Below are 24,767 nucleotides of genomic sequence, written 5' to 3' on the forward strand. Positions count from 1 at the left end.
TCTTGAGCTTCTTAGTGGTCATCACTTCGGTCATGGAACAGTCCTTTCGGGATTATTTCATGACCCCGGTTCCACACAGAAATTCTGACAGGCTCATTTCAGTCAGGCCCCTTCAGCCGCCCGCATCGCCAAATCCTGCGCCTTCAACCTCGCCGACAACGCCTTGCCCTTGCGCGCCCGCTTGCCAAAGTGCGGCTCCAGCCCCGACGCGAACAGTTCGACCGTCCGCGCCTTGTCACCCGACCAGGTGCCAATCACGTTCACACCCTTCTGCGTGATCGGCTGCGCCGCCAGCATCTTCTCTTTCGGCTCCAGCTCCATCAGGATCACACCCCGACCGCCATTGGTCAGCACCTTCATCTCGTCGATGCCGAACACCAGCACGCGGCCCTTCTCCGACAGGCAGGCAACCGCGCCGGCGTTGTCGGTGACGACCCGCGGCGGCAACGGCGCCGCGCCGTCGTTCAGGGTAATGAACGACTTGCCCCCCTTCAGGCGGCTGACCATATCGCCAGCCTTGGTAATGAAACCAAACGCATCCGAGGTCGAGATCAACAGGCGCGTCTCTGGATTGCCCGCGAAGTAGTGCAGGATCCGCACGCCGCCCGACAGATCGACCAGCGTCGTGATCGGCACGCCGTCGCCACGCGAACCAGGCAGCGCATTCACCGGCACCGAATACACCTTGCCGTTGTCGCCGATGCCCAGCAGATGATCGATCGTGCGGCACTCGAAGGCTTTATACAGCGAGTCGCCGGCCTTGAAGGTGAACTGCGCCGGATCGTGGCCGATGCCGGTGCGCGCGCGCACCCAGCCTTTTTCCGACACGATCACGGTCACCGGCTCGTCGATGACCTTCTGCTCGGCCACCGCGCGTTGCGCTTCCTCGATGATGGTGCGGCGGTCGTCGCCGTACAGCTTGGCGTCGGCTTCGATCTCGCGGATGATCAGGCGCTTCATCGACGATGGATTCTCGAGGATGTCCTCGAGCTTCTCCTTCTCGTTGCGCAGTTCGGCCAGCTCCTGCTGGATCTTGATCGCTTCCAGGCGCGCCAGCTGGCGCAGGCGGATCTCGAGGATGTCCTCGGCCTGGCGTTCGCTCAGGCGGAACTCCTCGATCAGCGCCGCCTTCGGCTCATCCGAATTGCGGATGATGGCGATCACCTTGTCGATGTTCAGCAGGACCGTCTCGCGGCCTTCCAGGATGTGGATGCGGTCGTTGACCTTGCCCAGCTTGAACTCAGTGCGGCGGCGGACCGTCACGAAGCGATAGTCGATCCATTCCTGCAGGATCGCCGTGAGACCCTTCTGGCGCGGACGGCCGTCGCCGCCGATCATCACCAGGTTGATCGGCGCCGAGCTTTCGAGCGAGGTGTGCGCGAGCAGCATCAGCATGAACTCGCCCTGGTCGACGTTCTTCGACTTCGGCTCGAACACCAGGCGCACCGGGGCGTCACGGCCCGATTCGTCGCGCACCGCGTCGAGCGCGCCCAGAATCGTGTTCTTCAGCGCCAGCTGTTCCGGCAGCAGTGCCTTCTTGCCGGCCTTGACCTTCGGATTGGTCAGCTCTTCGATTTCTTCCAGCACGCGCTGCGACGAGCAGCCCGGCGGCAGTTCATGGACCACCGCCTGCCACTGGCCGCGCGCCAGCTCTTCGATCTTCCAGCGCGCGCGCACCTTCATCGAGCCGCGGCCGACCGCGTACATGTCGGCGATCTGCGAGGCGGGGGTGATGATCTGGCCGCCGCCCGGGAAGTCCGGACCGGGGATGTGGGTCATCAGCTCGGCGTGGGTGATCTTGGGGTTGCGGATCATCGCCACCGCCGCCGCCGCGACCTCGCGCAGATTGTGCGACGGGATCTCGGTGGCCAGGCCGACCGCGATGCCCGAGGCGCCGTTGAGCAGCACCATCGGCAGGCGCGCCGGCAGCGTACGTGGTTCGGTGGTCGAACCGTCGTAGTTGGGTTGCGAGTCGACCGTGCCCATGTCGATCTCGTCCATCAGCAGGCGCGAGATCGGGGTCAGGCGGGCTTCGGTATATCGCATCGCCGCGGCGCCGTCGCCGTCGCGCGAGCCGAAGTTGCCCTGGCCGTCGATCAGCGGGTAGCGCAGCGAAAAGTCCTGCGCCATGCGCACCAGCGCGTCGTACACCGACTGGTCGCCGTGCGGGTGCAGTTTACCGAGCACGTCGCCGACCACGGCGGCCGACTTGCGCGGCTTGGCGGTCGGGCCCAGGCCCAGTTCGTTCATCGCGTACAGGATGCGGCGCTGGACCGGCTTCTGGCCGTCCGACACGTCCGGCAGCGCGCGGCCCTTGACCACCGAGACGGCGTAGTCGAGGTAGGCGCGCTCGGCGAAGGTGGACAGGGTGAGCGTCTCGACGTCCGAGGGCTCGTGTTGTTGCTCAAAAAGGCTTGCTTGATTCGTCATGATGTCTGTTCGGTTGCTCGCGAGTTGCCGCGGATTAGATATCCGCCTCGGTCTCGTTCCCGTGTTCCTCGATCCACGCGCGACGCGCGGCGGCTTCGCCTTTGCCCATCAGCATATTGAAGCGCGATGCCGACTCGGCCACGTCGTACTGGCCGAACGATACCGGCAGCAGGCGGCGCGTGTCCGGGTTCATGGTGGTTTCCCACAGCTGCTCGGCGTTCATCTCGCCCAGGCCCTTGAAGCGCGAGATGCTCCACACGCCTTCCTTCAGGCCTTCTTTTTTCAGCTTGTCCTCGATCGCCAGCAGTTCGCCGTCGTCCAGCGCGTACAGTTTCTGGATCGGCTTCTTGCCGCGCGCCGGCACGTCGACGCGGTACAGGGGCGGACGCGCGATGCAGATGTTCCCGTTGCGGAACAGGGCCGGGAAGTGCTTGAAGAACAGCGTCAGCAGCAGCACCTGGATGTGCGAACCGTCGACGTCCGCATCGGACAGGATGCAGATCTTCCCGTAGCGCAGGCTGGAGAGGTCGGGCGAATCGTTCGGTCCATGCGGATCGACGCCGATCGCCACCGAGATATCGTGGATCTCGTTGTTGGCGAACAGGCGGTCGCGGTCGGTTTCCCACGAGTTGAGCACCTTGCCGCGCAGCGGCAGGATGGCCTGGAATTCCTTGTCGCGGCCCATCTTGGCCGAGCCGCCGGCCGAGTCGCCCTCGACCAGGAACAGTTCGTTGCGCGTGATGTCGGTCGACTCGCAATCGGTCAGCTTGCCCGGCAACACCGCCACGCCGGACGATTTCTTCTTCTCGACTTTTTGCAGCGAACGCAGGCGCGACTGGGCCTGCTTGATGACCAGTTCGGCCAGCTTCTTGCCGTATTCGACGTGCTGGTTCAGCCACAGCTCGAGCGGCGGCTTCGTAAACGTCGACACCAGCTTGAGCGCGTCGCGCGAATTCAGGCGTTCCTTGGTCTGGCCCTGGAATTGCGGGTCCAGCACCTTGGCCGACAGCACGAACGAGACGCGCGCGAACACGTCTTCGGGCAGCAGCTTGACGCCCTTCGGCAGCAGGCCGTGCAGCTCGACGAAGTTCTTCACCGCGCCGAACAGGCCGTCGCGCAGGCCGGCTTCGTGGGTGCCGCCGCTCACGGTCGGGATCAGGTTGACGTAGGACTCGCGCACCACGCCGCCTTCTTCGGTCCAGGCCACGACCCAGTCGGCGCCTTCGCCTTCGGCAAAGCTGTCGTCGCCCGCGGCGGCAAACTGCGCGCCTTCGAACAGCGGGATCAGGGTCTCGCCGTTCGAGCTCTGGGCCAGCGCCTCGTTCAGGTAGCCGCGCAGGCCTTCGTCGTAGCGCCAGGTCTGGACGTCGCCGGTCTTGGCGTTGGTGAGCGTGACCGTCACGCCCGGCAGCAGCACCGCCTTCGAGCGCAGCAGGCGCTGCAGGTCGCCCAGCGGGATGTTCGGGGAATCGAAATACTTGCCGTCCGGCCAGGCGGTGACGCGGGTGCCGTTCTTCTTGCCGCCACGCTCGGCAGGGCTGGACGTGAGCGGCTCGATCACTTCGCCGTCGGCGAACACCAGCTTGTGCTGGCCGTTGCCCTGGTCGTCCTTGCGCCACACCTCGATCTCGAGGCGCTTCGACAGCGCATTGGTGACCGAGACGCCGACCCCGTGCAGGCCGCCCGAGAAGGCGTAGGCGCCGCCCGAACCCTTGTCGAACTTGCCGCCGGCGTGCAGGCGGGTGAACACGATCTCGACCGTGGACACGCCTTCTTCCGGGTGGATACCGACCGGGATGCCGCGGCCGTCGTCCTCGACCGTGATCGAACCGTCCGGGTTCAGGGTCACGCCGATGTTCTTGCAGTGACCGCCCAGCGCTTCGTCGGAGGCGTTGTCGATCACTTCCTGGATGATGTGGAGCGGGTTCTCCGTCCGGGTGTACATGCCCGGGCGCTGTTTCACAGGTTCGAGTCCCTTGAGGACGCGGATGGATGATTCGCTATAGTCTGGAGCGGGTTTCTTGGAGGCCATCTTGAAGATTGTTTGTCGAATGCTCCGGCATTCTAACTTGTCGGGAGGAAAAGGTTAGGCTTTTTTACTGTTTAAATATACAGTAGTTTGCGCTGTGACGTGCTTTTCGCTTCGCACGTTTGTGCTAGATTAAGCCGGATAACCACGGCAATGCCAGGGAGGGGCGTTACCGATGCACTTGTCCAGCTATCCGTTTACCGTTCGCCTGATCGGGTTTACCCCGGGCGAAAGCGCGCGGCTCGAAGCCCTGCTGGCGCTGGCGCCGGGCGTGGGGCCGTCGTATTCTTGCCTGCACGACGACAGTTTGCAAGAGCCGGACCTGTATATCGCCAACGGCGACAGCCCGACCGCGCTGACCCGGCTCGGCTGCCTGCCGCCGGGATCGCTGCAGCCGGCGCTCGTCATCGGCAACGCCGGCAACCCCGGCGCCGGACCCTGGCGCACCCTGGCGCGGCCGGTCGACCCCGTGCAGCTGCATGAAGCCCTGGCCGAACTGCTCGATACCCGGGTCCAGGCGCTGGTGCAGCAGAGCACCCGCACGGTCCGGCGCGTGCTGGCCGAGCGCCGCCGCCGTCCGCGCCTGGCGCCGGATTGCGAAACGCCGGCATTCTACACGCGCCTGCGCCGTGGTCCCGTAGATGGGGCCGTTCTGATCGTCGACAAGGAATGCAAGCTGCGTAACCAGGTGGCGCGCGTGCTCGGCCCGCGCCGGGTGCCGGTGGAATGGACCGACAGCGTGTGCGCGGCGGTGCGCCTGTGCGACGAAACGCCGGTAGCGCTGGTGCTGATCAATACGGCGGCGGCCGGCATCGAACCGTATGAGGTGTGCAGCTCGATCAAGTCGCAGGACGGGGCGCAGCGCACGCCGGTGGTGTTCCTGGTCGAGCAATCCTTTCACTACGACAGCGTGCGTGCGCGCCGCGCCGGGGCGCGCGGCCTGCTCACGACGCCGGTCGCCGGCCGCCACTGGATGCTGACCTTCCAGAAGCTGCTCGACCTTCCGGTGTAGGCGGAACGCGACGTTTTGTAACAAGTTTATATTGTGCGCAGCGGTGGCGAAGTTATATTAATAGCCATGGCTGAAGACGATCAAATCAAGCGCAACGATGATTCCGCCGCGGACGTGGACGAGCGCCGCGAGACCCGCGTGCGCGTGCCCGAACGGCGCGCCAGCGGCGGCCAGTCGCGCGGGCCCGCGCGCTACCTGCGCGATGGCGACAATGCCGTCGCCCTGGCCGGCCGGGTCATCACCTCGCGTTTTCGCTCGCTGCGCGAACGCTTCAACCGCGATTTCATGCAGCGCACGCTGCACATCGGCGTCTCGGCCCGCATCTTTCATCCGGCCGCCGGCGCCAAGGGGCTGCTCAGCAAGAACCTGCAGTATCTCGAGGAATCGATCGCCCAATGGGTGATGTCGCGCGATGTGCTGGTGTTCATGATCCCCACCGTGAATACCAACGGCCTGCTGCACCCCAGTAACATCACCCTGCGCCACTATGCGCGCCACCTCGACGGCCTGGTGCTGCAGGGCGGGGCCGACGTGGCGCCGCAAACCTATTCCGAAACCCCCACCCGTCCCGAATGGAGCGGCGACCGCGCGCGCGACGTCTACGAACTCGAACTGCTGCACGAATTCGTCGACGCCGGCAAACCGGTGCTGGGCGTGTGCCGTGGTTGCCAGCTGATCAACGTCGCCTTCGGCGGCACCCTGCACCAGGACGTCGCCACCGACATGCCCGAAGCCCTGGCTCACGTGCATGACATCTACGACGCGCACCGCCACGCCATCGTCTTCCCCAAGGGCTCGTCGCTGGGCCGCATGTTCCCCAAGGTCGAGCGGGCGATGGTGAACTCGATTCACCACCAGGCGGTCAAGGATCTCGGGCGCGACATCCGCATCGAGGCCATGTCCGAGCCGGACGGCGTAATCGAGGCGATCCGCTATCAGCGCGCCAACTTCGTCATGGGCCTGCAGTGGCACCCCGAGTTCCACCGCGCCGGCGGCGTCGACCTGCTCGACTGCACCCCGGTGCTCGACGAATTCCTGCGCGCGGCGCGTGAAACCCGGCTGTAATTTCCCGCTTTAATTGCTCTACAGAATTAACTGTCACCAGACCTCATCCGGACTGCGATTCGATTGCCGAAAACGCTTGCTTTCGCCGCGCGAGGCGTGAATAATGAAATGAGAATCATTCGCATCTTGTGCGAATCTCGACTCTTCACGTCCGATCGTTGCCGACCGCAACCGCTTTTTTGGGAGACGCTTGCATGACCATTTCCACCCCCCGCACGACGCCGTCGGAACCGCGCAGCCAGGACGCGTTGCTGGTCGCGTCGCTCTTGCACCTGATGTCCAACTACACGACCCGCGGCGATGGCGAGCAGCCGTGCGTCAAGCTGGCGTCGGTGATCGAGCGCCACCTGTGCGCGCTGGCGCGCCTGCCGAACATCGATCCGGTGCTGCGCGCCACCTGCGAACAGCTGGCCGACCAGTGGGCGGTGGTGGTCGACGCCAAGCTGCCGCCGCCGGCGCCGGTGCGCCAGCCCTTGCTGGCGCGCTTCATGAAAGGCGGCTGGACCAGCAAGGCTGCGCCGCTCGCCGGTTGATGCCGCGCGCTAGCTCGCGCGGCCGCCGCGGAAATGCTGGATCGCCGCATTGACCATGCCCTCGACGCTGCCTTCGCGCTCCACGTGGCGGCGCAGGATGGTCGCGTCGCTGCCGTCGTGCACCGCCGCCGCCAGGTGTTTCAAGGCATCCACGCTGCCCAGCGCCTCGGCATGCGGCAGCATGGTTTCGAGCGTCGCCAGGATGTCTTCGCGCATCGGCACGTTGTCGTAGGTCTTCGGATGCGTGATGCTGCCGTCCAGGCCGAAGCGGCAGGCCTGGAAGCGGTTGTAGTTATAAACTAAATAGTCATCCTCTACAGGAGCTTCTTCCTTCCTCTCCAGCAGATGCCGGCACAGCGCCTGCAGGTAGCCGGCCAGCGCCGCCGCCCGCTCCACCGTGAGCGGCGTGTCGCATACGCGCAGCTCGATGGTGCCGTACTCCGGCTTGGGCCGCAGGTCCCAATAAAAGTCCTTCATGCTCTTGATGATGTTGGTGCGTTCCATCTTGGCGAAGTAGACGTCGGTGAACTCCTGCCAGCTGAGCGTGAACGGCGCGCGGCCGCTCATCGGGAAGGCGAACACGGAATTCAGGCGCGCCGATTCGAACAGGCTGTCGTGGCCCTGCACATAGGGCGACGATGCCGACAGCGCGATGAAGTGCGGCAGGTAGCGGTTCAATGCATGCAGCAGATACAGCGCGTCGTCGCCGTTGGCGCAGCCGATGTGCACGTGCTGGCCGAACACCGTGAACTGCTTGGCCAGGTAGCCGTACAGCTGCGACAGGTATTCGTAGCGCGGCTTGGCAGAAATGCGCTGGTCGGACCAGTGCTGGAACGGATGCGTGCCGCCGCCGGCGATGCCGATATTGAGCACGTCGCTGGCCGCCACCAGGGTGTCGCGGATCTCGGTCAGTTCCGCCAGCAGCGGCGCGTAGGCCGTGTGCACGCTCGAGTTAATCTCGATCATGCTCTCGGTGATCTCGGGCGTGACGTTGCCCGGGAACGGCTTGCGCTTCAATAAGTGCATCAGGTCGGGGCTGGCCGCAGTCAGGTTGAAATCCGACAGGCTGACCAGTTGCAGTTCCAGCTCGACCCCGAAGGTGAGCGGCTGCGAAGGGTTGAAGGCTTCAAGCGACATGGGTCGACTCCGGTGCTTCGCGCGCCCAGATCAGCGCGCGCTGGATGATGATCGGGCCGAAGACTTCGAGCAGCATCGTCACGGCGGCCATCGCATACAGTTCTTCGACCACTTTCAGGCCGGCATAGCGCGCGTGCTCGAGCAGCAGGATCACGAACACGGCCAGCGGCGCCAGCCCGAGGCCGGTGAGCGCCCCCTTGCGCCAGGTGACGCCCGACAGGTGGGCGAACGCCGTCACCCCGGCCACCTTGGCGAACATGCGCGCCACCACCACGCTGATGGCGAGCAGCGCGCCGGCGGCCACCAGGCGCCAGTCGAGGGTCGAGGCGGCATACACGAACAGCAGCACGGTCAGCACCTCGCCCAGCGCGCCGAAGTTGCGCTGGGTCTGGGTAAAGGCGACGCGCCGGTAGCGCACCGTCAGGCCGAAGGCCAGCGGCGCCACCACCGGCGTCAGGCCGGCGCTGTCGCACACGGCCACCAGCAGGATGATCGCGAGGGCGAAGGCGACGGTGGCGTCCTGCTGAACGTTGCCGATCGCGCGCAGCAGGCTTGGGGTGACCACGCCGAAGATGGCGCCGATCAGGATCGAGCCGGCCAGCATCACCAGGCTTTGCCACAGCGCTTCGCCGACGGCGTCATAGGTGCGGAACAGCCAGATGCCGATGATGGCGTTGAAGGCGAACACCGACAGCACGCAGTTCAGGGCCGACAGGTGCAGCACCCGCTCCGTCATCTGGCCCGAGCTTTTCTGTTCGTTGACCACCCGCACCACGGTGGCGGGCGAGGTCGCCATCGACAGCGCCGCCATCAGCAGGGCGGTCAGGCGACCGACGCCGAAGGCGCTGGCGACGACATAGACGAGGATGAAGGTCAGCGCCGCCTCGACCAGGCCGGCCACGCCGATCCAGGGATTGTTGACCAGCCAGCGCAGGTTGATGCGGTTGCCCAGTTCGAACAGGATCAGGCCGAAGGCGACGTTGGCCAGCAGCGAGACCGGCCCCATGTCAGGGGCGGGCAGGGCGCCGATCTGGGTGCTGCCGAGGGCGAAGCCGACCAGGCCATAGAAGCTGATGCGCGGCAGGCCGGTCCAGCGCTGCCCAAATTCGCCGGCCAGCCAGGCGAGCGCGATCGCCAGCGGCCACGCGAGACTCGTCAACAAGGACAGCAGGTCTGGCATTCGTGTTCCCCTCTAGTCTTTTATGTGGTGCGCGCTTGCCGCCGGCGTTCGCGGATTCTACAAGCGGACGAGGCACGCACGATTGTCCTGGCTCGCCCGTCCACGCGCTTTGTGTCGAGACACGGCGAGCGGCGGGCGAGTGGCTCGATCATAGCGATTCCAGCAAGGCCGTCCGTGTCCGCACTAACACAGTGCGTAAAGACATTATTTGTCTAGGGGAATTACTTACTGAGCAGGCGCATTGCCCGTTCCAGGCCGTCCAGCGTGATCGGGAACATGCGGTTGTTCATGATCTGGCGGATCAGCGCGATCGACTGCCGATACTGCCACAGGTGTTCCGGCTCCGGATTGAGCCAGGCGAACTTGGGAAACGTCGACACGAAGCGCGCCAGCCAGGCCGCGCCCGGCTCTTCGTTGTTGTACTCGACCGAGCCGCCCGGCGCCATCACCTCGTACGGGCTCATGGTGGCGTCGCCGACGAAGATCAGGCGGGTGTCGGGCGGATACTTGCGCAGCACGTCCCAGGTGTCGAAACGCTCGCTGTGGCGACGGCGGTTGTTCTTCCACAGGTAATCGTAGACGCAGTTGTGGAAGTAGTAGAACTCCATGTTCTTGAACTCGCTGCTGGCGGCCGAGAACAGTTCTTCGGTGCGCTCGATGTGGTCGTCCATCGAGCCGCCCACGTCGAGCAGCATCACCACCTTGATCCGGTTCTTGCGCTCGGGCCGCATGCGGATGTCGAGCCAGCCGGCATTGCTGGCGGTGGCGCGGATGGTGTCGTCCAGCGCCAGTTCGTCCGCCGCGCCCTGGCGCGCGAAGCGGCGCAGGCGGCGCAGCGCGACTTTCAGGTTGCGCGTGCCCAGTTCGCGCTCGTCGTCGTAGTCGCGGAAGGTGCGCTGCTCCCATACCTTGACCGCGCTGCGGTTGCGGCCCGTGCCGCCAATGCGGATGCCCTCCGGATTGGTGCCGCCGTGCCCGAAGGGCGAGGTGCCGCCGGTGCCGATCCACTTGCTGCCGCCGGCATGGCGTTCCTTCTGCTCTTTCAGCAGTTCTTGCAGGCGCTGCTGCAATTTGTCGTAGCCGAATTTTTCCAGCTGCGCCTTCTGTTCCGGCGTCAGTTCGCGCTCGAAGCGCTTGATCAGCCACTCCAGCGGAATCTCTGCCTTCTCGTCGAACACCGCATCCACGCCCCTGAACCAGGCGCCGAACACGCGATCGAACTTGTCGAAGTGCGCTTCGTCCTTCACCAGCGTCAGGCGCGCGAGGTAATAGAACTCGTCGAGCGAGGGCAGGATCACCTGGCGCTGCAGGGCTTCGAGCAGGGTCAGGAATTCGCGGATCGAGACCGGGACCTTGGCCTCGCGCAGGGCGCGGAAGAAGTCGATCAGCATCGCTTGACCTTGGGGGCGATGGGCGAGACGGCGATCATCGCCGGTTCTTCGCCATCGCCATCAGGCGGTCGAACAGGGCGATGTCCTGCTCGTTCTTGAGCAGGGCGCCGTGCAGCGGCGGCGCCGAGTCTTGCGCGCGCAGCGCTTCGGCCGGCACGTCCTCCGCCAGCAGCAGCTTGAGCCAGTCGAGGAATTCCGAGGTCGACGGCTTCTTCTTGATGCCGGGGACGTCGCGCAGCGCATAGAAGCTTTGCAGCGCGGCGGCCAGCAGGTCTTGCCTGAGCGTCGGGAAGTGCACGCCCACGATGTCGGCCATCGTCTCGCGGTCCGGGAACTGGATGTAATGGAAGAAGCAGCGGCGCAGGAAGGCGTCGGGCAGTTCCTTTTCGTTGTTGGAGGTGATGATCACCAGCGGGCGGTGTTTGGCCACCACCATCTCGCGCGTCTCGTAGACGTAGAACTCCATGCGGTCGAGTTCGCGCAGCAGGTCGTTCGGGAACTCGATGTCGGCCTTGTCGACTTCGTCGATCAGCAGCACGACCGGCTCGGGCGACGTGAATGCCTGCCACAGCACGCCCTTGACGATGTAGTTCTGGATGTCGCGCACGCGCTCGTCGCCCAGCTGCGAATCGCGCAGGCGCGAGACGGCGTCGTATTCGTACAGGCCCTGCTGGGCCTTGGTGGTCGACTTCACGTGCCACTGCAGCAGCGGCATGTTCAGCGCGCTTGCTACCTCTTCGGCCAGCATGGTCTTGCCGGTGCCCGGCTCGCCCTTGATCAGGAGCGGGCGGCCCAGCGTGAGCGCGGCGTTGACGGCCAGTTTCAGGTCGGGAGTAGCGACGTAGTTGTCGCTGCCTTCGAAGCGGGAAGAAGCATGCATGGCGGGTGACAGGGAAATCGAAGAAGATGGGCCGAGTATATGCCAAACTTCGCGCCGGCAGCCTGTCCTGCGGCGGACGCCGGTTTGTAGACTGGTGTCAAGTCTTCAGATAGAATCGGCCCGTTGGTAAGCCTTTGCTAAGTTTTTGTGCGGTTGCGGTTTTCGAAATATAACTAACGAGACGCCCATGAAAAAAACTCTGGTACCACTGGCGCTGGCGCTCCTTGCCGGCGCCGCCGGCAGCGCCCTTGCTGCGGAAGTGGTTGGTAATCCCCAGGCGGCCACCGCCAAGATCGAGATGTGCATTGGCTGCCACGCCATCCCCGGCGGCTACAAGACGGCATTCCCCGAGGTGTACCGCGTGCCGATGATCGGCGGCCAGTCGGCCAGGTACATCGAATCCGCACTCAAGGCCTATCGCAAGGGCGACCGCAAGCATCCTTCCATGACCGGCATCGCGCGCTCGATGAGCGACCAGGACATCGCCGACGTGGCTGCCTATTATTCCCAGCAAACGTCGACCCAGACGACCGCCAAGCGATGAGGACCGCCATGAAGAACACGATGCTCCTGCTGGTCCTCGGCGCTGTGTCTTTCGGCGCCTCCGCCAACGACGTCAAGCGCGGCGAAGCCCTGGCCCAGAAATACAACTGCGCCTCCTGCCACGGCGCCGACTACAACAAGCCGATCGACCCGACCTATCCGAAGCTGGCCGGCCAGCATGCCGACTATCTCACGCATGCGCTGCGCGCCTACAAGCGCGGGGCCGGCGCCAATGGCCGCGTCAATCCGATCATGGCCGGCATCGCGCAGCCGCTGTCGAACCAGGACATGGACGACCTCGGCGCCTATCTCGCCAGCCTGCCGTCGCAGCTGGTGGTCAAGAAGTAGCAGGGCCGCCACACGCCCGCGGGCGCCAACTGGTAACATGCCATCCCCTCTGCTGCAGTGCAGCGAGGGGATTGTCATTTTGCCGCTGGAGCCGCCGTGCCGTCCCTTACCCCTGCTTACCTGAAGATCAACCTGCTGGCCGGCCTGACCGTCGCGCTGGCGCTGGTGCCCGAGGCGATCGCCTTCGCCCTGGTCGCCCACCTGTCCCCGCTCACCGGCCTGTACGCGGCGGTGATCGTCGCCTTTATCACCTCCGCTTTTGGCGGCCGGCCCGGCATGATCTCGGCCGCCGCCGGCTCGCTGGCGGTGGTGATGGTGGCGCTGGTGGTCCAGCATGGCGCGCAATACCTGCTGGCCGCCGTGGTGCTGATGGGCGTGCTGCAACTGCTGTTCGCCGCCGCGCGCCTGGGTAAATTCATCCGCATGGTGCCGCATCCGGTGATGCTCGGCTTCGTCAACGGCCTGGCGCTGGTGATCTTCCTGGCCCAGTTCAACCACTTCAAGGAGCCGGGTCCGGACGGCGCGGCGCAGTGGATGGCCGGTCCCGAGCTGGCGGTCATGGCCGGCATCATCGTCGTCACGATGGCGGTGATCTACCTGACCCCGCGCCTGACCAAAGCGGTGCCGTCGACGCTGGTCGGCATCCTGGTGGCAAGCGTCGGCTGCGCGCTGCTCGGCATCGAGACCAAGACCGTGGGCGACCTCGGTTCGATCGCCGGCGGCCTGCCGGGCTTCGCGCTGCCCGACGTGCCGTGGAACCTGGAGACGCTGCGCATCGTCTTTCCTTATGCGTTGGTGATGGCCGGCGTCGGCCTGATCGAGTCGCTGCTGACGCTCACCCTGATCGACGAGATCACCGACACCCGCGGCCAGCCGAACCGCGAATCGCTGGCGCTGGGCGCCGCCAACGTCGTGGCCGGCCTGTTCGGCGGCATGGGCGGCTGCGCGCTGATCGGCCAGAGCATGATCAACGTGAACAGCGGCGCCACCGGGCGCCTGTCGGGCATCGCGGCCGCGCTGTTCCTGCTCGCCTTCATCCTGTTCGGGTCCGGCTGGATCGAGGCGATCCCGCTGGCGGCCCTGGTCGGCGTGATGTTCGTGGTGTGCGAAAAGACCTTCGAGTGGGGCACGTTCCGCCTGGTGGGAAAAGTGCCGCGCGCCGACCTGTTCGTGATCGTGCTGGTGGCCGGCATCACGCTGGTGTTCGACCTGGCGCTGGCGGTGATCGCCGGCGTGATCGTGTCGGCGCTGGTGTTCGCCTGGCAGCACGCCAAGCAGGTGCGGGCCGCCGTCTCGCACGACGAGCAGGGCTGGAAAATCTATGCGCTGGAAGGCACGCTGTTCTTCGCCTCGGTGACGCCGTTCCAGTCGCTGTTCGCGCCAAAGGACGATCCGCAGGACGTGATCATCGACTTCCTGCGTGCGCGGGTGGTCGACCACTCGGCGATCCAGGCGATCGACGCGCTGGCCGAGCGCTATCGCCTGCTGGGCAAGCGCCTGCACCTGCGCCACCTGAGCCCCGACTGCCGCGAGCTGCTGGACAAGGCGCAGGGGATGGTCGAAGTCAACCTGCTGGAAGACCCGCGCTACCGGGTCGCGGACGACAAGCTGGCTTGAATATGGCGCCGGGTCAGGCGAATGCGCGCCGGCGCACGCATTCGATATAGGCCTCGGTGTCCGGCGGCACGCCGTTGCGTTGCGACGCCCAGATCATCTCGCCCAGGCACTCCATGATCTCGTGGTGGGCGTCGTGCTCGCCGCGCCGCGCCACCAGGGCGTCGTGGGCGGCGCGGATGCCGCGCGGCTGGTCGATCGAGATCTGCTCGGCGATCGACAGGTGCATCGACAGGTGCAGGAAGGGATTCGCCTTGCCGCCCTCGACCGAATAGTCGGCCGCGATCGCCGCCTCGACGTCCTCGAACTGCTCGTGGTATTCGGGATGCTGGACGATCCAGTCGGCCGCGATCGCGTCCATCGGGGTCAGGATTTCGCCGTTGCGGTGCTTGCGATAGGCTTCGCAGAAAAAGCGGCGCACGTCGTGCGAGGACGGAGTGAACATGGCGGAATGCGGCAGGAAGGGAAGGGAGCCGGCATTGTAGCGCGATGCCGGCCCGCCGTCACAGCGCCATGTCCGTGCCCGCGCCTGCGCTCTGGTACTGTTCGCGTATCGCCTTGCAATCCTCGGGCAGGGCGACGCTGGCCGGCTTGCCCAGTGTTTCCTCGTGCAGCAGGACCAGGTTGGCGGCAAGGCAGGCGCGCGCCGGCGTATCGGACGCAGCCAGCAGCTTGCCGCCGTCGATCTTGTCCAGGAAGTAATCCACCACCGGACGTGGCCAGTCGCTGCGTTCCTTGAAACGCGCTTCCAGTTCGGCGCGGGCTTGCGGATCGCCGGCGCGCAGTTGGGCCAGGTAGAGCCACAGGGCGCCATTGCGGCCGGTGTGCCCTTCGCCCAGGCTGGCACGCAGGAGCGTGGCCGCCTGCTCCGGCTTGCCCTGCACCAGCATCCGTACGCCCAGCGACAGGCTCGCCTCGCGCTGGCCCAGCGCCGCCGCCCGCTCCAGATAAGCTTTCGCGGCCGCCGGATCCTTGTTCATGGCGCGCTCGGAAACCGCCATGCCCGCCATCGTGTACCAGGCGTCGGCATTGCCGGCTTCGGCTTCCTGGCGCATCCAGGGCCTGACCTCGCGCCGCGAATCGAACGGCTGGCCGCCGAGGTAGGACACGTACAGCTTGCCCTGGCTCATGGCGAACAGCACGCGGTGCGTGCGCAGGAAGTCGACGCCCAGCAGCACGTCGACGCTCAGCTGGCTGTCGATCACGTCGAACTCGGGATCGTGAACGGTGGCGTCGCCGATCTTGAAAGTGTCCGCTCTGGCGATCCAGGCGCCCACCGACTGTTTGCCGACGCCGTGGGCATTGGCCACGCGCTGCGCGCGCGGGCCATCGAGGTCGATGCCGGCCCGATGCGCCGCGCGCCTGGTGATGGTCGTGATCGATGCGCCGCTGTCGATCATGGCGGTCAGGCGCGCGCCGTTGATGTGGACGAAGAACTGCGGGTTCGCCGTCAGTTCGTCGTGCTGGCGAAACGGGATCACGCTCGCGTTCTTGTCCCAGTAGGCCAGCCAGGTGCTGCCGCAGCGTTGCGGACGGAAGAAGCGCAGTTCCTTGGTCGCCAGCGAGAATTCGAGGTCGCTCTGCAGCAGGAAGGCCGCGCCGACGATGGCGTCGAACCGCGGCGTAAACGAGGTTTCGCCGACGACCGACAGGTACAGGTCGCGGGCGCGCACCGGCCCGACGGTGAACTGCGCCACCCTGGCTTCGTACAGCCGCGACTTGCCGGCCACGCCCTGGACGTAGCGGCCGGTGGGCCGCTGGGTCAGGCCATGGCGTTCGACCCCGGTGCGGGTCAGGTAAGTGACCCCGGCGCCGGTGTCGGGCAGCAGGGTGGCGCGCTTGCCATTGATCTCGCCGGTCATCGTCAGTCCCAGGCCCGAGCCGGCGTAGTGCAGCGGCACCTGCGCTACCTGCAGGAACTGGCACGACGTTTGCGCCGCGGCAAGCAGGGGGAGGAAAAAGAGAAGGGGAGCGAGAAAAACGCTGAGCATCGAGGCAATAGAAGTCATGCCCCATTCTACTGGCACTAGTTGCTTTCGAAGCAATGCTCTGCGCATGAAATAGTGCGCGGGAGGGAAGTCTGGCGGAAACGGCGGCGCGGGCCACCGTTTCCGTAAAGACAAAAATTACTTGTTCGGCGAGAGCACCAGCGATTCTGGACCCGCCGGACTGGCGCCGCCCGCCACCGCGACCATGTCCTGGGCCGGCTTGGCCCCTTGCGACCTGCCATGCGGCTGGCGCAGGTAGCGCGCGCTGTGGCGCCGCTCGCCTTGCTGGCCCCTGGCCGGCCAGGTGACGAAGCGCGACAGTTCCTGCAGGGCGCGCTGGTAGACGTCGCGCTTGAACTCGATCACGACATCCAGCGGCACCCAGTAATCATGCCAGCGCCAGGCATCGAATTCCGGGTGGTCGGTCAGGCGCAGGTTGACTTCGTTGTCGCGCGCAATCATGCGCAACAGGAACCAGATCTGCTTCTGGCCGCGGTAATGGCCGCGGATCTCGCGCTTGATGAAGTGGTCGGGCACCTCGTAGCGCAGCCAGTCGCGGGTTCGCCCCATGATCTTGACGTGCTCCTGGCGCAGGCCGATTTCTTCCTCAAGCTCGCGGTACATTGCCTGTTCTGGCGTTTCCCCGTACTTGATACCCCCTTGCGGAAATTGCCATGAGTGCTCGCGCACCCGCTTGCCCCACCAGACCTCGTTGTTAGCGTTCAGCAGGATGATGCCGACGTTGGGCCGAAACCCTTCACGGTCGAGCATAAGTGCACCTCGATACTTTCTGCCGGCGGATCGTCCCTTATGTTTTTACCTACAAATTCTGTACGCCCGTGGGTCTTGCGCACCGCTTGCGCGGTGGATGCTGCTGTTTGCGGACCCTGTTTGTAGAAAGATTGGACGCATCAGCCGGCTAATCCTTTAAAATTAGGTCGATTATAACCCTCTCTTTTTAAAAAGAATTCACTGATATGCGCGCCTCACGATTTTTTATTTCAACTCTTAAAGAAGCGCCTTCCGATGCCGAGATCGTCAGCCACAAGCTGATGATGCGCGCCGGGATGATCAAGCGCCTGGGTTCCGGCATCTATACCTATATGCCGGTCGGGTTGCGCGTCATCCGCAAGGTCGAGGCGATCGTCCGTGAAGAAATGAACCGCGCGGGCGCGATCGAACTGCTGATGCCGCTGGTGCAGCCGGCCGAACTGTGGCAAGAGACGGGCCGCTGGGACAAGATGGGCGACGAGCTGATGCGCGTTAAGGACCGTCACGGCCGCGATTTCGCGATCCAGCCGACCTCCGAGGAAGTGGTCACCGACGTCGTGCGCAGCGAACTGAAATCGTACCGCCAGCTGCCGATCAACTTCTACCACATCCAGACCAAGTTCCGCGACGAGCGCCGTCCGCGCTTCGGCCTGATGCGCGGCCGCGAATTCACGATGAAGGACGCCTACTCCTTCGATCGCGACCTGGAAGGCATGCAGAAGTCCTACCAGACCATGTTCGACGCCTACACGAAGATCTTCAACCGCTTCGGCCTGAAGTTCCGCGCGGTGGCGGCCGACAACGGCGCCATCGGCGGCACCGGTTCGCATGAATTCCACGTCATCGCCAGCACCGGCGAAGACGCGCTGGTGTACTGCCCCGACTCGGACTACGCGGCCAATATGGAAGCGGCCGAAGCGGTGGCCAGCGGCACCCGCGGCGCGGCGACCCAGGCGCTGGCCAAGACCCCGACCCCGGGCAAGACCAAGTGCGAGAGCGTGGCCGAGCTCTTGAATCTGCCGCTGTCGCAGACCGTCAAGACCATCGCCCTGACCGTCGAGAGCGAAGAAGGCAAGAAGAGCTTCTGGGTGCTGCTGCTGCGCGGCGACCATGAGCTCAACGAGATCAAGGTCTCCAAGGTCGCCGGCCTGAAGGACTTCCGCTTCTCCACCGAGGCCGAGATTCTCGAGGTGTTCGGCACCGTGCCGGGCTACCTGGGTCCGATCAACACCAAGCTGCCGGTCAACGTCGTGGCCGACCGCACGGTCGCCAACATGGCCGACTTCGTGTGCGGCGCCAACGAGGCCGACTTCCACTACACGGGCGCCAACTGGGGCCGTGACCTGCCGGAGCCGGTCGTGGCCGACCTGCGCAACGTGGTCGAGGGCGACGCTTCGCCGGACGGCAAGGGCGTGCTGGCGATCGAGCGCGGCATCGAAGTGGGCCACGTGTTCCAGCTCGGCACCGCCTATTCGGAAGCGATGGGCGCGACCTTCCTCGACGAAGGTGGCCGTCCCGCGCCGCTGCAGATGGGCTGCTACGGCATCGGCGTGACCCGCATCCTGGGCGCGGCGATCGAGCAGAACTTCGACGACAAGGGCATCGTGTGGCCTGACGCCATCGCGCCGTTCGAGCTGGTGCTGTGCCCGATGGGCCTGGACCGCAGCGAGATGGTCAAGGAAGCCACCGAGAAGCTGTACGCCGACATGCAGGCAGCCGGCATCGACGTCATCGTCGACGACCGCGGCCTGCGTCCGGGCGCGATGTTCGCCGACTGGGAGCTGATCGGCGTGCCGCACCGCGTCGTGATCGGCGAGCGTGGCCTGAAGGAAGGCAACCTGGAATACCAGGGCCGCCGCGACGAAGCGGCGAGTGCCGTCGCTGTGGCGGAGATGGTCGCCTTCATCAAGGGCAAGCTGGGCAAGTGATGCGTCTGCGCCTCGCCTCCTGGATCGGAGGCGCCGTGCTCGCATGCGCCTTCGGCCTGGGTGGAGGAGAGGCGTTCGCCGGCAACCAGAAGGAAGAAGCGCTGTCGGATTCGGTGCGCCTGGCCCTGGCCAATGCCATCGCCGACGCGCGCCCGCCGCGGCCGACTTTCCGCACCGAGGCGGCGCGGGTGCGCTACCAAGCCTGGTTCCAGGAGATGTCGGGCCGGCTCGCCAAGCGCCTGCCCGACGTCCAGACCCGCACCGAATTCCTCGAAACGGTCTGGTATGAATCGACCCGCGCCGGCCTCGATCCGGGGCTGGTGCTGGGCCTGATCCAGGTCGAATCGGCCTATCGCAAGTACGCGATCTCGATTGCCGGCGCGCGCGGCTATATGCAGGTGATGCCGTTCTGGACCAAGGTGATCGGCGACGGCGACCGCCGCCGCCTGTTCCACATGCAGACCAATCTGCGCTATGGCTGCGCCATCCTGCGCATGTATATCGACATGGAAGCCGGCAACCTGTACCTGGCGCTGGGCCGCTACAACGGCAGCCGGGGCAAGCCGCAATACCCGAACGCGGTGCTGGCGGCGTGGAAGAAGTGGGAATTCAAGCACGGTATCTAGACCGGGCATGCTGTACAAAACCCCAACATTTCAGTTCACCAACGTGTCACGTTAGCAGTGTAGACTTTCCGCTTTCCCAAGCAGAGGACTGCATGCGACCGACCACTCTTGCCTCCGCCGCGCTGCTGGCGGCACTCGCCGGCTGCGCGACAACGCCGCCCGCGTCGAATCCATCCACCGCCGCCACCGCGCAGGGCGTCAACGCCGTCGACCAGCGCGCGAAGAACGTCATCTTCTTCCTCGGCGACGGCATGGGCATCAACACCCTGACCGCGGCGCGCATCTTCGCCGCCGGCGAAGACGGCGAGCTGGCGATCGACAGGCTGCCCGAGTCGGCCTTCGTGAAGACCTTCTCGAACGATGCCCAGGTCACCGACAGCGCCGCCTCGATGGCGGCCTACATGACCGGCGTGAAACAGAATAACAATGTCGTCTCGATGTCCTTCGGCACCCGTGCGATCGCGCCGGGCAAGGATGCCAACGGCAACGCCCTGGTCAGCCGCTGCGAGAACGGCACCGCCGCAGTCACGCTGCTGGAACTGGCCAAGCGCCGCGGCATGGCGGTCGGCGTGGTCACCAATACCAGCGTCACCGACGCCACCCCGGCCTCGACCTATGCCCACGCCTGCCACCGCAAGCTGGAAACCGACATCGCCGCCAGCCTGGTGCCGGGCGGCGCCGGCTACAACCCGGCGCTCGGCGCGCGCGGCCTGGACGTGCTGTTCGGCGGCGGCGCCCAGCACTTCACGCCGTTCGCCAAGGGCGGCAAGCGCGCTGATAACCGCGACCTGCTGGCCGAACTGGGCTCCAAAGGTTTTCGCGTGGTGAGCGACACCGCGCAATTCGATGCCTTGCAGCCGGGCCAGCCGGCGGTCGGCCTGTTCGCGCCGAACCACATGAACTTCGACGCCACCCGCGACCCGGCGCGCCAGCCGGCCCTGCCGGCGATGGCGACCAAGGCGATCGACCTGCTGGCTTCGAACAAGAATGGCTTTTTCCTGATGATCGAGGGCGGCCTGATCGACCACGCGCTGCACGCGACCCTGGGCAAGCGCGCCCTGCAAGAGACGGTGACGTATAACGCGGCGCTGCAGGCGGCGATCGACCGCATGGAAGCGCTCGATCCGGGCCTGAAGCATACCCTGATCGTCGCCACCGCCGACCATGACCACACCCTGATCCTGAACGGCTACGCGGCCCGCACCGGCAAGACCACGCCGACCAACCCCGGCGTGATCGGCCTGGTGCGCAACGCCGACGGCAAGCCGGCCCTGGACGGCAAGGGCCAGCCATATACCATCATCGGCTTCGGCACCGGCGAGCAGCGCCACGCGGGCGACCGCACGGCGCACCTGAGCGACGAGGTCGTGACGCGCGACGACTACCACCAGGAAGCGGTGGTGCGCACCCGCACGGGCGCCGAGACCCATGGCGGCAGCGACGTCTACCTGGGCGCGACCGGCGCCAACGCCGAACTGTTCCGCGGGACCATCGACAACACCCGCGTGTTCAACCTGATCAAGACCGCCGCCGGCCTGTAAGCCGCGACCAGGAGCCACCATGACTTTCACACGTTTTACTCCGCTGCTGCTGGCCGCATGCGCATTTGTCCCATTTTCGGCTGCCTTTTCCACCCCGGCCGCCGCCCAGCAAAAGGCCAAGAACATCATCTTCTTCCTCGGCGACGGCATGGGCCCGACGACGATCACCGCCGCCCGCATTTATCGCGGCGGCGAGGACAGCCTGCTGCACTTCGAGCGCCTGATGGAGCGCACCGCGCGCATCAAGACGTATTCGGCCGACTACCAGACCACCGACAGCGCGCCGTCGATGGGCGCCTACATGACCGGCGTGAAGATGAACAACGACGTCATCTCGCAGGCTGGCGCGCGTCCGATCGATCCGAGCAAGGACGGCGTCGACCAGTGCGGCGCCAACAACGGCACGCCGGCCGTGACGATCCTGGAACTGGCCAAGGCCCGGGGCAAGGCGACCGGCGCCGTCACCACCACCGAACTGACCCACGCCACGCCCGCATCGACCTTCGCGCACAGCTGCAGCCGCGACTCTGTCTATGCCATCGCGCAGCAGATCGTGCCTGGCGGCGCCGGCTACAACAAGGCGCTGGGCGACGGCGTGGATGTGCTGATGGGAGGAGGGCGCAACCACTTCACGCCGCGTGACGCCGCCGCCAATCCCAAGGGCCGGCCCGACGGGCGCGACCTGATGGCCGAATTCGCCGGCGCCGGCTACTACGTGGCAGGCACCCGCGCCGGCATGATGTCGGCGCAGCCGGGCCGCAAGTTCGTAGGCATCTTTAGCGCCACCAGCCATCTCGACTACTCGTACCAGCGCCGCCCGGAGCAGCCGACCCTGGCCGAGATGACCGGCAAGGCGATCGACCTGCTGTCGAAGAATCCGAACGGTTTCTTCCTGATGGTCGAAGGCGGCAAGATCGACCACGCCCTGCACGACACCCGCGCCAAGCATGCGCTGGAAGAGACGGTCGCCTTCGACGATGCCCTGCAGCTGGCGATCGAGCGCATGCGCGCCATCGATCCAGGCCTGCAGAACACGCTGATCGTGCTGACCGCCGACCATGACCACACGATGCAGATCAACGGCTATCCGAAGCGCGGCAATCCGATCATCGACATCGTGCGCGACTATGCGTCGGGCGAGCCGAAGAAGGATGCGGACGGCAAGACTTTCACGACCCTGGTGTTCGGCAACGGCCCGAACCGCCCGGACGTGCGCGCCGACGTCGACAGCGTGGTGGCGCAAAGCGACGATTACCATCAGGAAACCGGCGTGCACAAGTCGTCGGAAACCCATGGCGGCGGCGACGTCAAACTGTATGCGACCGGGGCCGGATCGGCGCCGTTCAAGGGCACGATCGAGAATACCCAGGTGTTTCACCTGATGAAAGCCGCAGCGGGCTTGTAATGGATTCGGATCGGCGCAGCGCCGATCCGAAAGGTTATTAACCGGTTGCCACTATTATTTACAGCCGAATAACAAAAAGCCCCGGGTTTGAAACCGGGGCTTTTTTAAGCTTGAAGCTTTTGAAATAGCCGGTGGCTTATTTCAGGTGATCCGAAATGAGTTTGGTCATTTCGAACATCGAGACTTGTGCCTTGCCGCCGAAAACGGCTTTCAGCTTGTCGTCGGCATTGATCATGCGACGATTCGCTGCGTCTTGCAGGTCTTTCGACTTGATGTAATCCCAGACCTTCTTGGTCACTTCGGTGCGCGGCAGCGGCTTGTCGCCGACGACGGCGGCCAGCGTGGCGGACGGGGTCATGGCTTTCATGAAAGCAGCATTCGGCTTGCGCGCGGCTGCCGGCTTATCGGCCGACTTCGCTGCTGGTGCTGCCTTTTTTGCTGCCGGCTTGGCCGCTGCAGCAGGCTTGGCAGCGGCTTTTTTTGCTGGCGCTGCAGTGGTTTTTTTGGCTGTTGCCATCTTCGAGCCTCCTAAAACGAACACGTGGAAAAGTGCGTAATTTATCGCACGCCTATATTGGTAGCGTTTTACAGTTCGTGCAAGTCTTTTTCAAAACTTTTTCACTCGTAAAACCCGCCGAATGGGCGTTATCGCACACAACAACGCATGAGAACGAAAAAACGCTGACAAGCGGCGTAAAAAAAACCGCGCAAAGCGATACTTTGCACGGTTCTCGCCGATTGGCATGCGGATTAGCGCAAGCCGGGCATCATCCCCTTCATCCCGCGCATCATCTTCATCAGGCCGCCGCCCTTGAGCTTTTTCATCATGGTCTGCATCTGGTCGTACTGGTTCAGCATGCGGTTGACTTCCTGCACCTGCACGCCCGCGCCGGCCGCGATGCGGCGCTTGCGGTTGGCCTTGATCAGCTCGGGCTTGGCGCGCTCCGCCGGGGTCATCGAATCGATGATGCCGACCATGCGGCGCACCGATTTCTCGGCCTGGTCCATATTGGCGCCGCTCGCGGCCTGCTGGAACTGGGCCGGGAGCTTGTCCATCAGGCCGGCCATGCCGCCCATTTTCTTCATTTGCGTGAGCTGCGCCTTGAAGTCGTTCATGTCGAAACGGCCGCCGGCCTTGATCTTGTTGGCCATTTCGGCCGCGGCTTCGGCGTCGACGCCCTTGCGCGCTTCTTCGACCAGCGCCAGGATGTCGCCCATGCCCAGCACGCGGTTGGCCATGCGGGTGGGATCGAAGGCTTCCAGGCCATCGAGCTTTTCGGACACGCCGGCGAACTTGATCGGCTTGCCGGTCACGTGACGCACCGACAGCGCCGCGCCGCCGCGCGAATCGCCATCGAGCTTGGTCAGCACGATGCCGGTCAGGGGCAGGGCGTCGTTGAAGGCCTTGGCGGTGTTGATCGCATCCTGGCCCAGCATGGCGTCGACCACGAACAGGGTCTCGACCGGATTGACGGCGCCGTGCACGGCGGCGATCTCCTGCATCATCGCCTCGTCGATGCCCAGGCGGCCGGCGGTGTCGATGATCAGGACGTCGTGGTAATGCTTCCTGGCCCAGTCCAGCGCGTTGCGGGCGATGTCGACCGGCTTGTCGTTGGCGGTGGACGGGAAGAAGTCGGCGCCCACCTGCCTGGTCACCGATTCCAGCTGGGCGATCGCGGCGGGACGATAGACGTCGGCCGAGACGGTCAGGACTTTCTTCTTCTTTTGTTCCTTGAGGTACTTGGCCAGCTTACCAGTGGTGGTGGTTTTACCCACACCCTGCAGGCCGGCCATCAGGATGATCGCCGGCGGCTGCTGGGCGAAGGAAATCTGGGTGGCTTCAGGGCCGAGGTCGGCGCCCATCAGGGCGGCCAGCTCTTTCTGCACCACGCCGACCAGGGCCTGGCCGGGCGACAGCGAGCCGACGACTTCTTCGCCCAGGGCTTTTTCCTTGACCTTGGCGATGAATTCGCGCACCGCCGGCAGCGCCACGTCGGCCTCGAGCAGGGCCATGCGCACTTCGCGCAGCATTTCCGCGGTGTTCGCCTCGGTCAGGCGGGCCTCGCCGCGCATGGTCTTGACGACCTTGGCAAGGCGTTGGGTGAGGTTATCTAGCATGTCTACCTAATAGAAAGAAGCGCAAGAAAAGCGCAGTCGGATCTGGCGCGGGTCGCCAACGCATCATTTTACCTTGCAGCGCGGCCTCCCGGCATAGCGCGCCTGGCCGAACCTGGCCGAACCTGGCCGAACCTGCCCTGTACCGACCATTTTTACCGAATGCCGTCGCCTTTTGGGATAGCGCAAACACAAGCCGCGGTCGCCATGGTGTATTGCCTACTGGCCTTT

Annotated in this window: 21 protein-coding genes; 10 read left to right on the top strand and 11 right to left on the bottom strand. The window is 65.1% G+C overall.

Annotated elements, in window-relative coordinates:
* Positions 1–102: 102 nt before the first annotated feature.
* Together parC and ABIB42_RS20690 are read right to left on the bottom strand one after the other, a co-directional pair.
* Entirely contained in the window at positions 103–2,430 is a 2,328-nt protein-coding gene (gene parC, locus ABIB42_RS20685) for a DNA topoisomerase IV subunit A (RefSeq protein ID WP_005665203.1), read from the bottom strand.
* 34 nt (positions 2,431–2,464) lie between these two features.
* Positions 2,465–4,462 carry a DNA topoisomerase IV subunit B gene (locus ABIB42_RS20690; RefSeq protein ID WP_005665205.1) on the bottom strand — a complete coding sequence of 666 codons (1,998 nt, stop codon included), beginning with the start codon at positions 4,460–4,462 and terminating at the stop codon, positions 2,465–2,467.
* 172 nt (positions 4,463–4,634) lie between these two features.
* Between ABIB42_RS20690 and ABIB42_RS20695 the strand changes: the two genes are divergently transcribed.
* From ABIB42_RS20695 to ABIB42_RS20705, 3 genes are all read left to right on the top strand, one after another.
* Positions 4,635–5,471, top strand: a complete 837-nt coding sequence (locus ABIB42_RS20695; RefSeq protein ID WP_429248925.1) for a response regulator — start codon at positions 4,635–4,637, stop codon at positions 5,469–5,471.
* 66 nt (positions 5,472–5,537) lie between these two features.
* Positions 5,538–6,536, top strand: a complete 999-nt coding sequence (locus ABIB42_RS20700) for a gamma-glutamyl-gamma-aminobutyrate hydrolase family protein (protein WP_005665209.1) — start codon at positions 5,538–5,540, stop codon at positions 6,534–6,536.
* Between the two features lie 194 nt (positions 6,537–6,730).
* Entirely contained in the window at positions 6,731–7,069 is a 339-nt protein-coding gene (locus ABIB42_RS20705) for a hypothetical protein (protein WP_273036409.1), read from the top strand.
* Positions 7,070–7,078: 9 nt separating this feature from the next.
* Here the strand turns inward: ABIB42_RS20705 and ABIB42_RS20710 are convergent, their stop codons facing one another.
* From ABIB42_RS20710 to ABIB42_RS20725, 4 genes are all read right to left on the bottom strand, one after another.
* Positions 7,079–8,206 carry a YbdK family carboxylate-amine ligase gene (locus ABIB42_RS20710; protein ID WP_005665214.1) on the bottom strand — a complete coding sequence of 376 codons (1,128 nt, stop codon included), beginning with the start codon at positions 8,204–8,206 and terminating at the stop codon, positions 7,079–7,081.
* The gene (locus ABIB42_RS20715; protein WP_429248926.1) at positions 8,196–9,386 is read right to left on the bottom strand and encodes a cation:proton antiporter; all 1,191 of its coding nucleotides are present in this window, start codon (positions 9,384–9,386) and stop codon (positions 8,196–8,198) included. The genes ABIB42_RS20710 and ABIB42_RS20715 overlap by 11 nt, the downstream gene beginning before the upstream one ends.
* 221 nt (positions 9,387–9,607) lie before the next feature.
* The gene (locus ABIB42_RS20720; RefSeq protein ID WP_219861371.1) at positions 9,608–10,777 is read right to left on the bottom strand and encodes a vWA domain-containing protein; all 1,170 of its coding nucleotides are present in this window, start codon (positions 10,775–10,777) and stop codon (positions 9,608–9,610) included.
* Between the two features lie 34 nt (positions 10,778–10,811).
* Entirely contained in the window at positions 10,812–11,657 is an 846-nt protein-coding gene (locus tag ABIB42_RS20725) for an AAA family ATPase (protein ID WP_273028341.1), read from the bottom strand.
* A 187-nt stretch (positions 11,658–11,844) separates the two neighbouring features.
* Here ABIB42_RS20725 and ABIB42_RS20730 point away from each other — a divergent pair, with 187 nt between their 5' ends.
* From ABIB42_RS20730 to ABIB42_RS20740, 3 genes are all read left to right on the top strand, one after another.
* Entirely contained in the window at positions 11,845–12,201 is a 357-nt protein-coding gene (locus ABIB42_RS20730) for a c-type cytochrome (RefSeq protein ID WP_005665222.1), read from the top strand.
* Positions 12,202–12,209: 8 nt separating this feature from the next.
* Positions 12,210–12,548 (top strand): c-type cytochrome, encoded by a 339-nt coding sequence (locus tag ABIB42_RS20735; RefSeq protein WP_005665223.1) that lies wholly within the window; start codon positions 12,210–12,212, stop codon positions 12,546–12,548.
* Between the two features lie 96 nt (positions 12,549–12,644).
* On the top strand, positions 12,645–14,165 hold the full coding sequence (locus ABIB42_RS20740) for a SulP family inorganic anion transporter (protein ID WP_429248927.1): 1,521 nt from the start codon (positions 12,645–12,647) through the stop codon (positions 14,163–14,165).
* A 13-nt stretch (positions 14,166–14,178) separates the two neighbouring features.
* Here ABIB42_RS20740 and ABIB42_RS20745 read toward each other — a convergent pair whose 3' ends face one another.
* From ABIB42_RS20745 to ABIB42_RS20755, 3 genes are all read right to left on the bottom strand, one after another.
* Entirely contained in the window at positions 14,179–14,607 is a 429-nt protein-coding gene (locus ABIB42_RS20745; protein ID WP_005665227.1) for a DUF1841 family protein, read from the bottom strand.
* Between the two features lie 58 nt (positions 14,608–14,665).
* Positions 14,666–16,171, bottom strand: coding sequence for an aspartyl protease family protein (locus ABIB42_RS20750; RefSeq protein WP_429248928.1), 1,506 nt, complete (start codon positions 16,169–16,171; stop codon positions 14,666–14,668).
* 117 nt (positions 16,172–16,288) lie between these two features.
* Entirely contained in the window at positions 16,289–16,921 is a 633-nt protein-coding gene (locus ABIB42_RS20755) for an RNA pyrophosphohydrolase (RefSeq protein WP_005665232.1), read from the bottom strand.
* A 206-nt stretch (positions 16,922–17,127) separates the two neighbouring features.
* Here ABIB42_RS20755 and ABIB42_RS20760 point away from each other — a divergent pair, with 206 nt between their 5' ends.
* The 4 genes from ABIB42_RS20760 (at position 17,128) to ABIB42_RS20775 (ending at position 22,421) form a co-directional block, all read left to right on the top strand.
* On the top strand, positions 17,128–18,849 hold the full coding sequence (locus tag ABIB42_RS20760; protein ID WP_429248929.1) for a proline--tRNA ligase: 1,722 nt from the start codon (positions 17,128–17,130) through the stop codon (positions 18,847–18,849).
* Complete coding sequence (locus ABIB42_RS20765; protein WP_005665235.1) at positions 18,849–19,475, top strand: lytic transglycosylase domain-containing protein; 627 nt, start codon at positions 18,849–18,851, stop codon at positions 19,473–19,475. Before ABIB42_RS20760 ends, ABIB42_RS20765 begins: the two co-directional genes overlap by 1 nt.
* A gap of 92 nt (positions 19,476–19,567) precedes the next feature.
* On the top strand, positions 19,568–21,016 hold the full coding sequence (locus tag ABIB42_RS20770; RefSeq protein WP_429248930.1) for an alkaline phosphatase: 1,449 nt from the start codon (positions 19,568–19,570) through the stop codon (positions 21,014–21,016).
* A gap of 19 nt (positions 21,017–21,035) precedes the next feature.
* Complete coding sequence (locus ABIB42_RS20775; protein WP_429248931.1) at positions 21,036–22,421, top strand: alkaline phosphatase; 1,386 nt, start codon at positions 21,036–21,038, stop codon at positions 22,419–22,421.
* Positions 22,422–22,557: 136 nt separating this feature from the next.
* Here the strand turns inward: ABIB42_RS20775 and ABIB42_RS20780 are convergent, their stop codons facing one another.
* On the bottom strand, positions 22,558–22,938 hold the full coding sequence (locus tag ABIB42_RS20780) for an SWIB/MDM2 domain-containing protein (RefSeq protein ID WP_005665240.1): 381 nt from the start codon (positions 22,936–22,938) through the stop codon (positions 22,558–22,560).
* A 233-nt stretch (positions 22,939–23,171) separates the two neighbouring features.
* Positions 23,172–24,539, bottom strand: a complete 1,368-nt coding sequence (ffh, locus tag ABIB42_RS20785; protein WP_273161927.1) for a signal recognition particle protein — start codon at positions 24,537–24,539, stop codon at positions 23,172–23,174.
* Between the last annotated feature and the right edge of the window lie 228 nt (positions 24,540–24,767).

This window comes from Massilia sp. UYP32, from assembly GCF_050434365.1.
Classification (GTDB): Bacteria; Pseudomonadota; Gammaproteobacteria; order Burkholderiales; family Burkholderiaceae_D; genus Telluria; species Telluria timonae.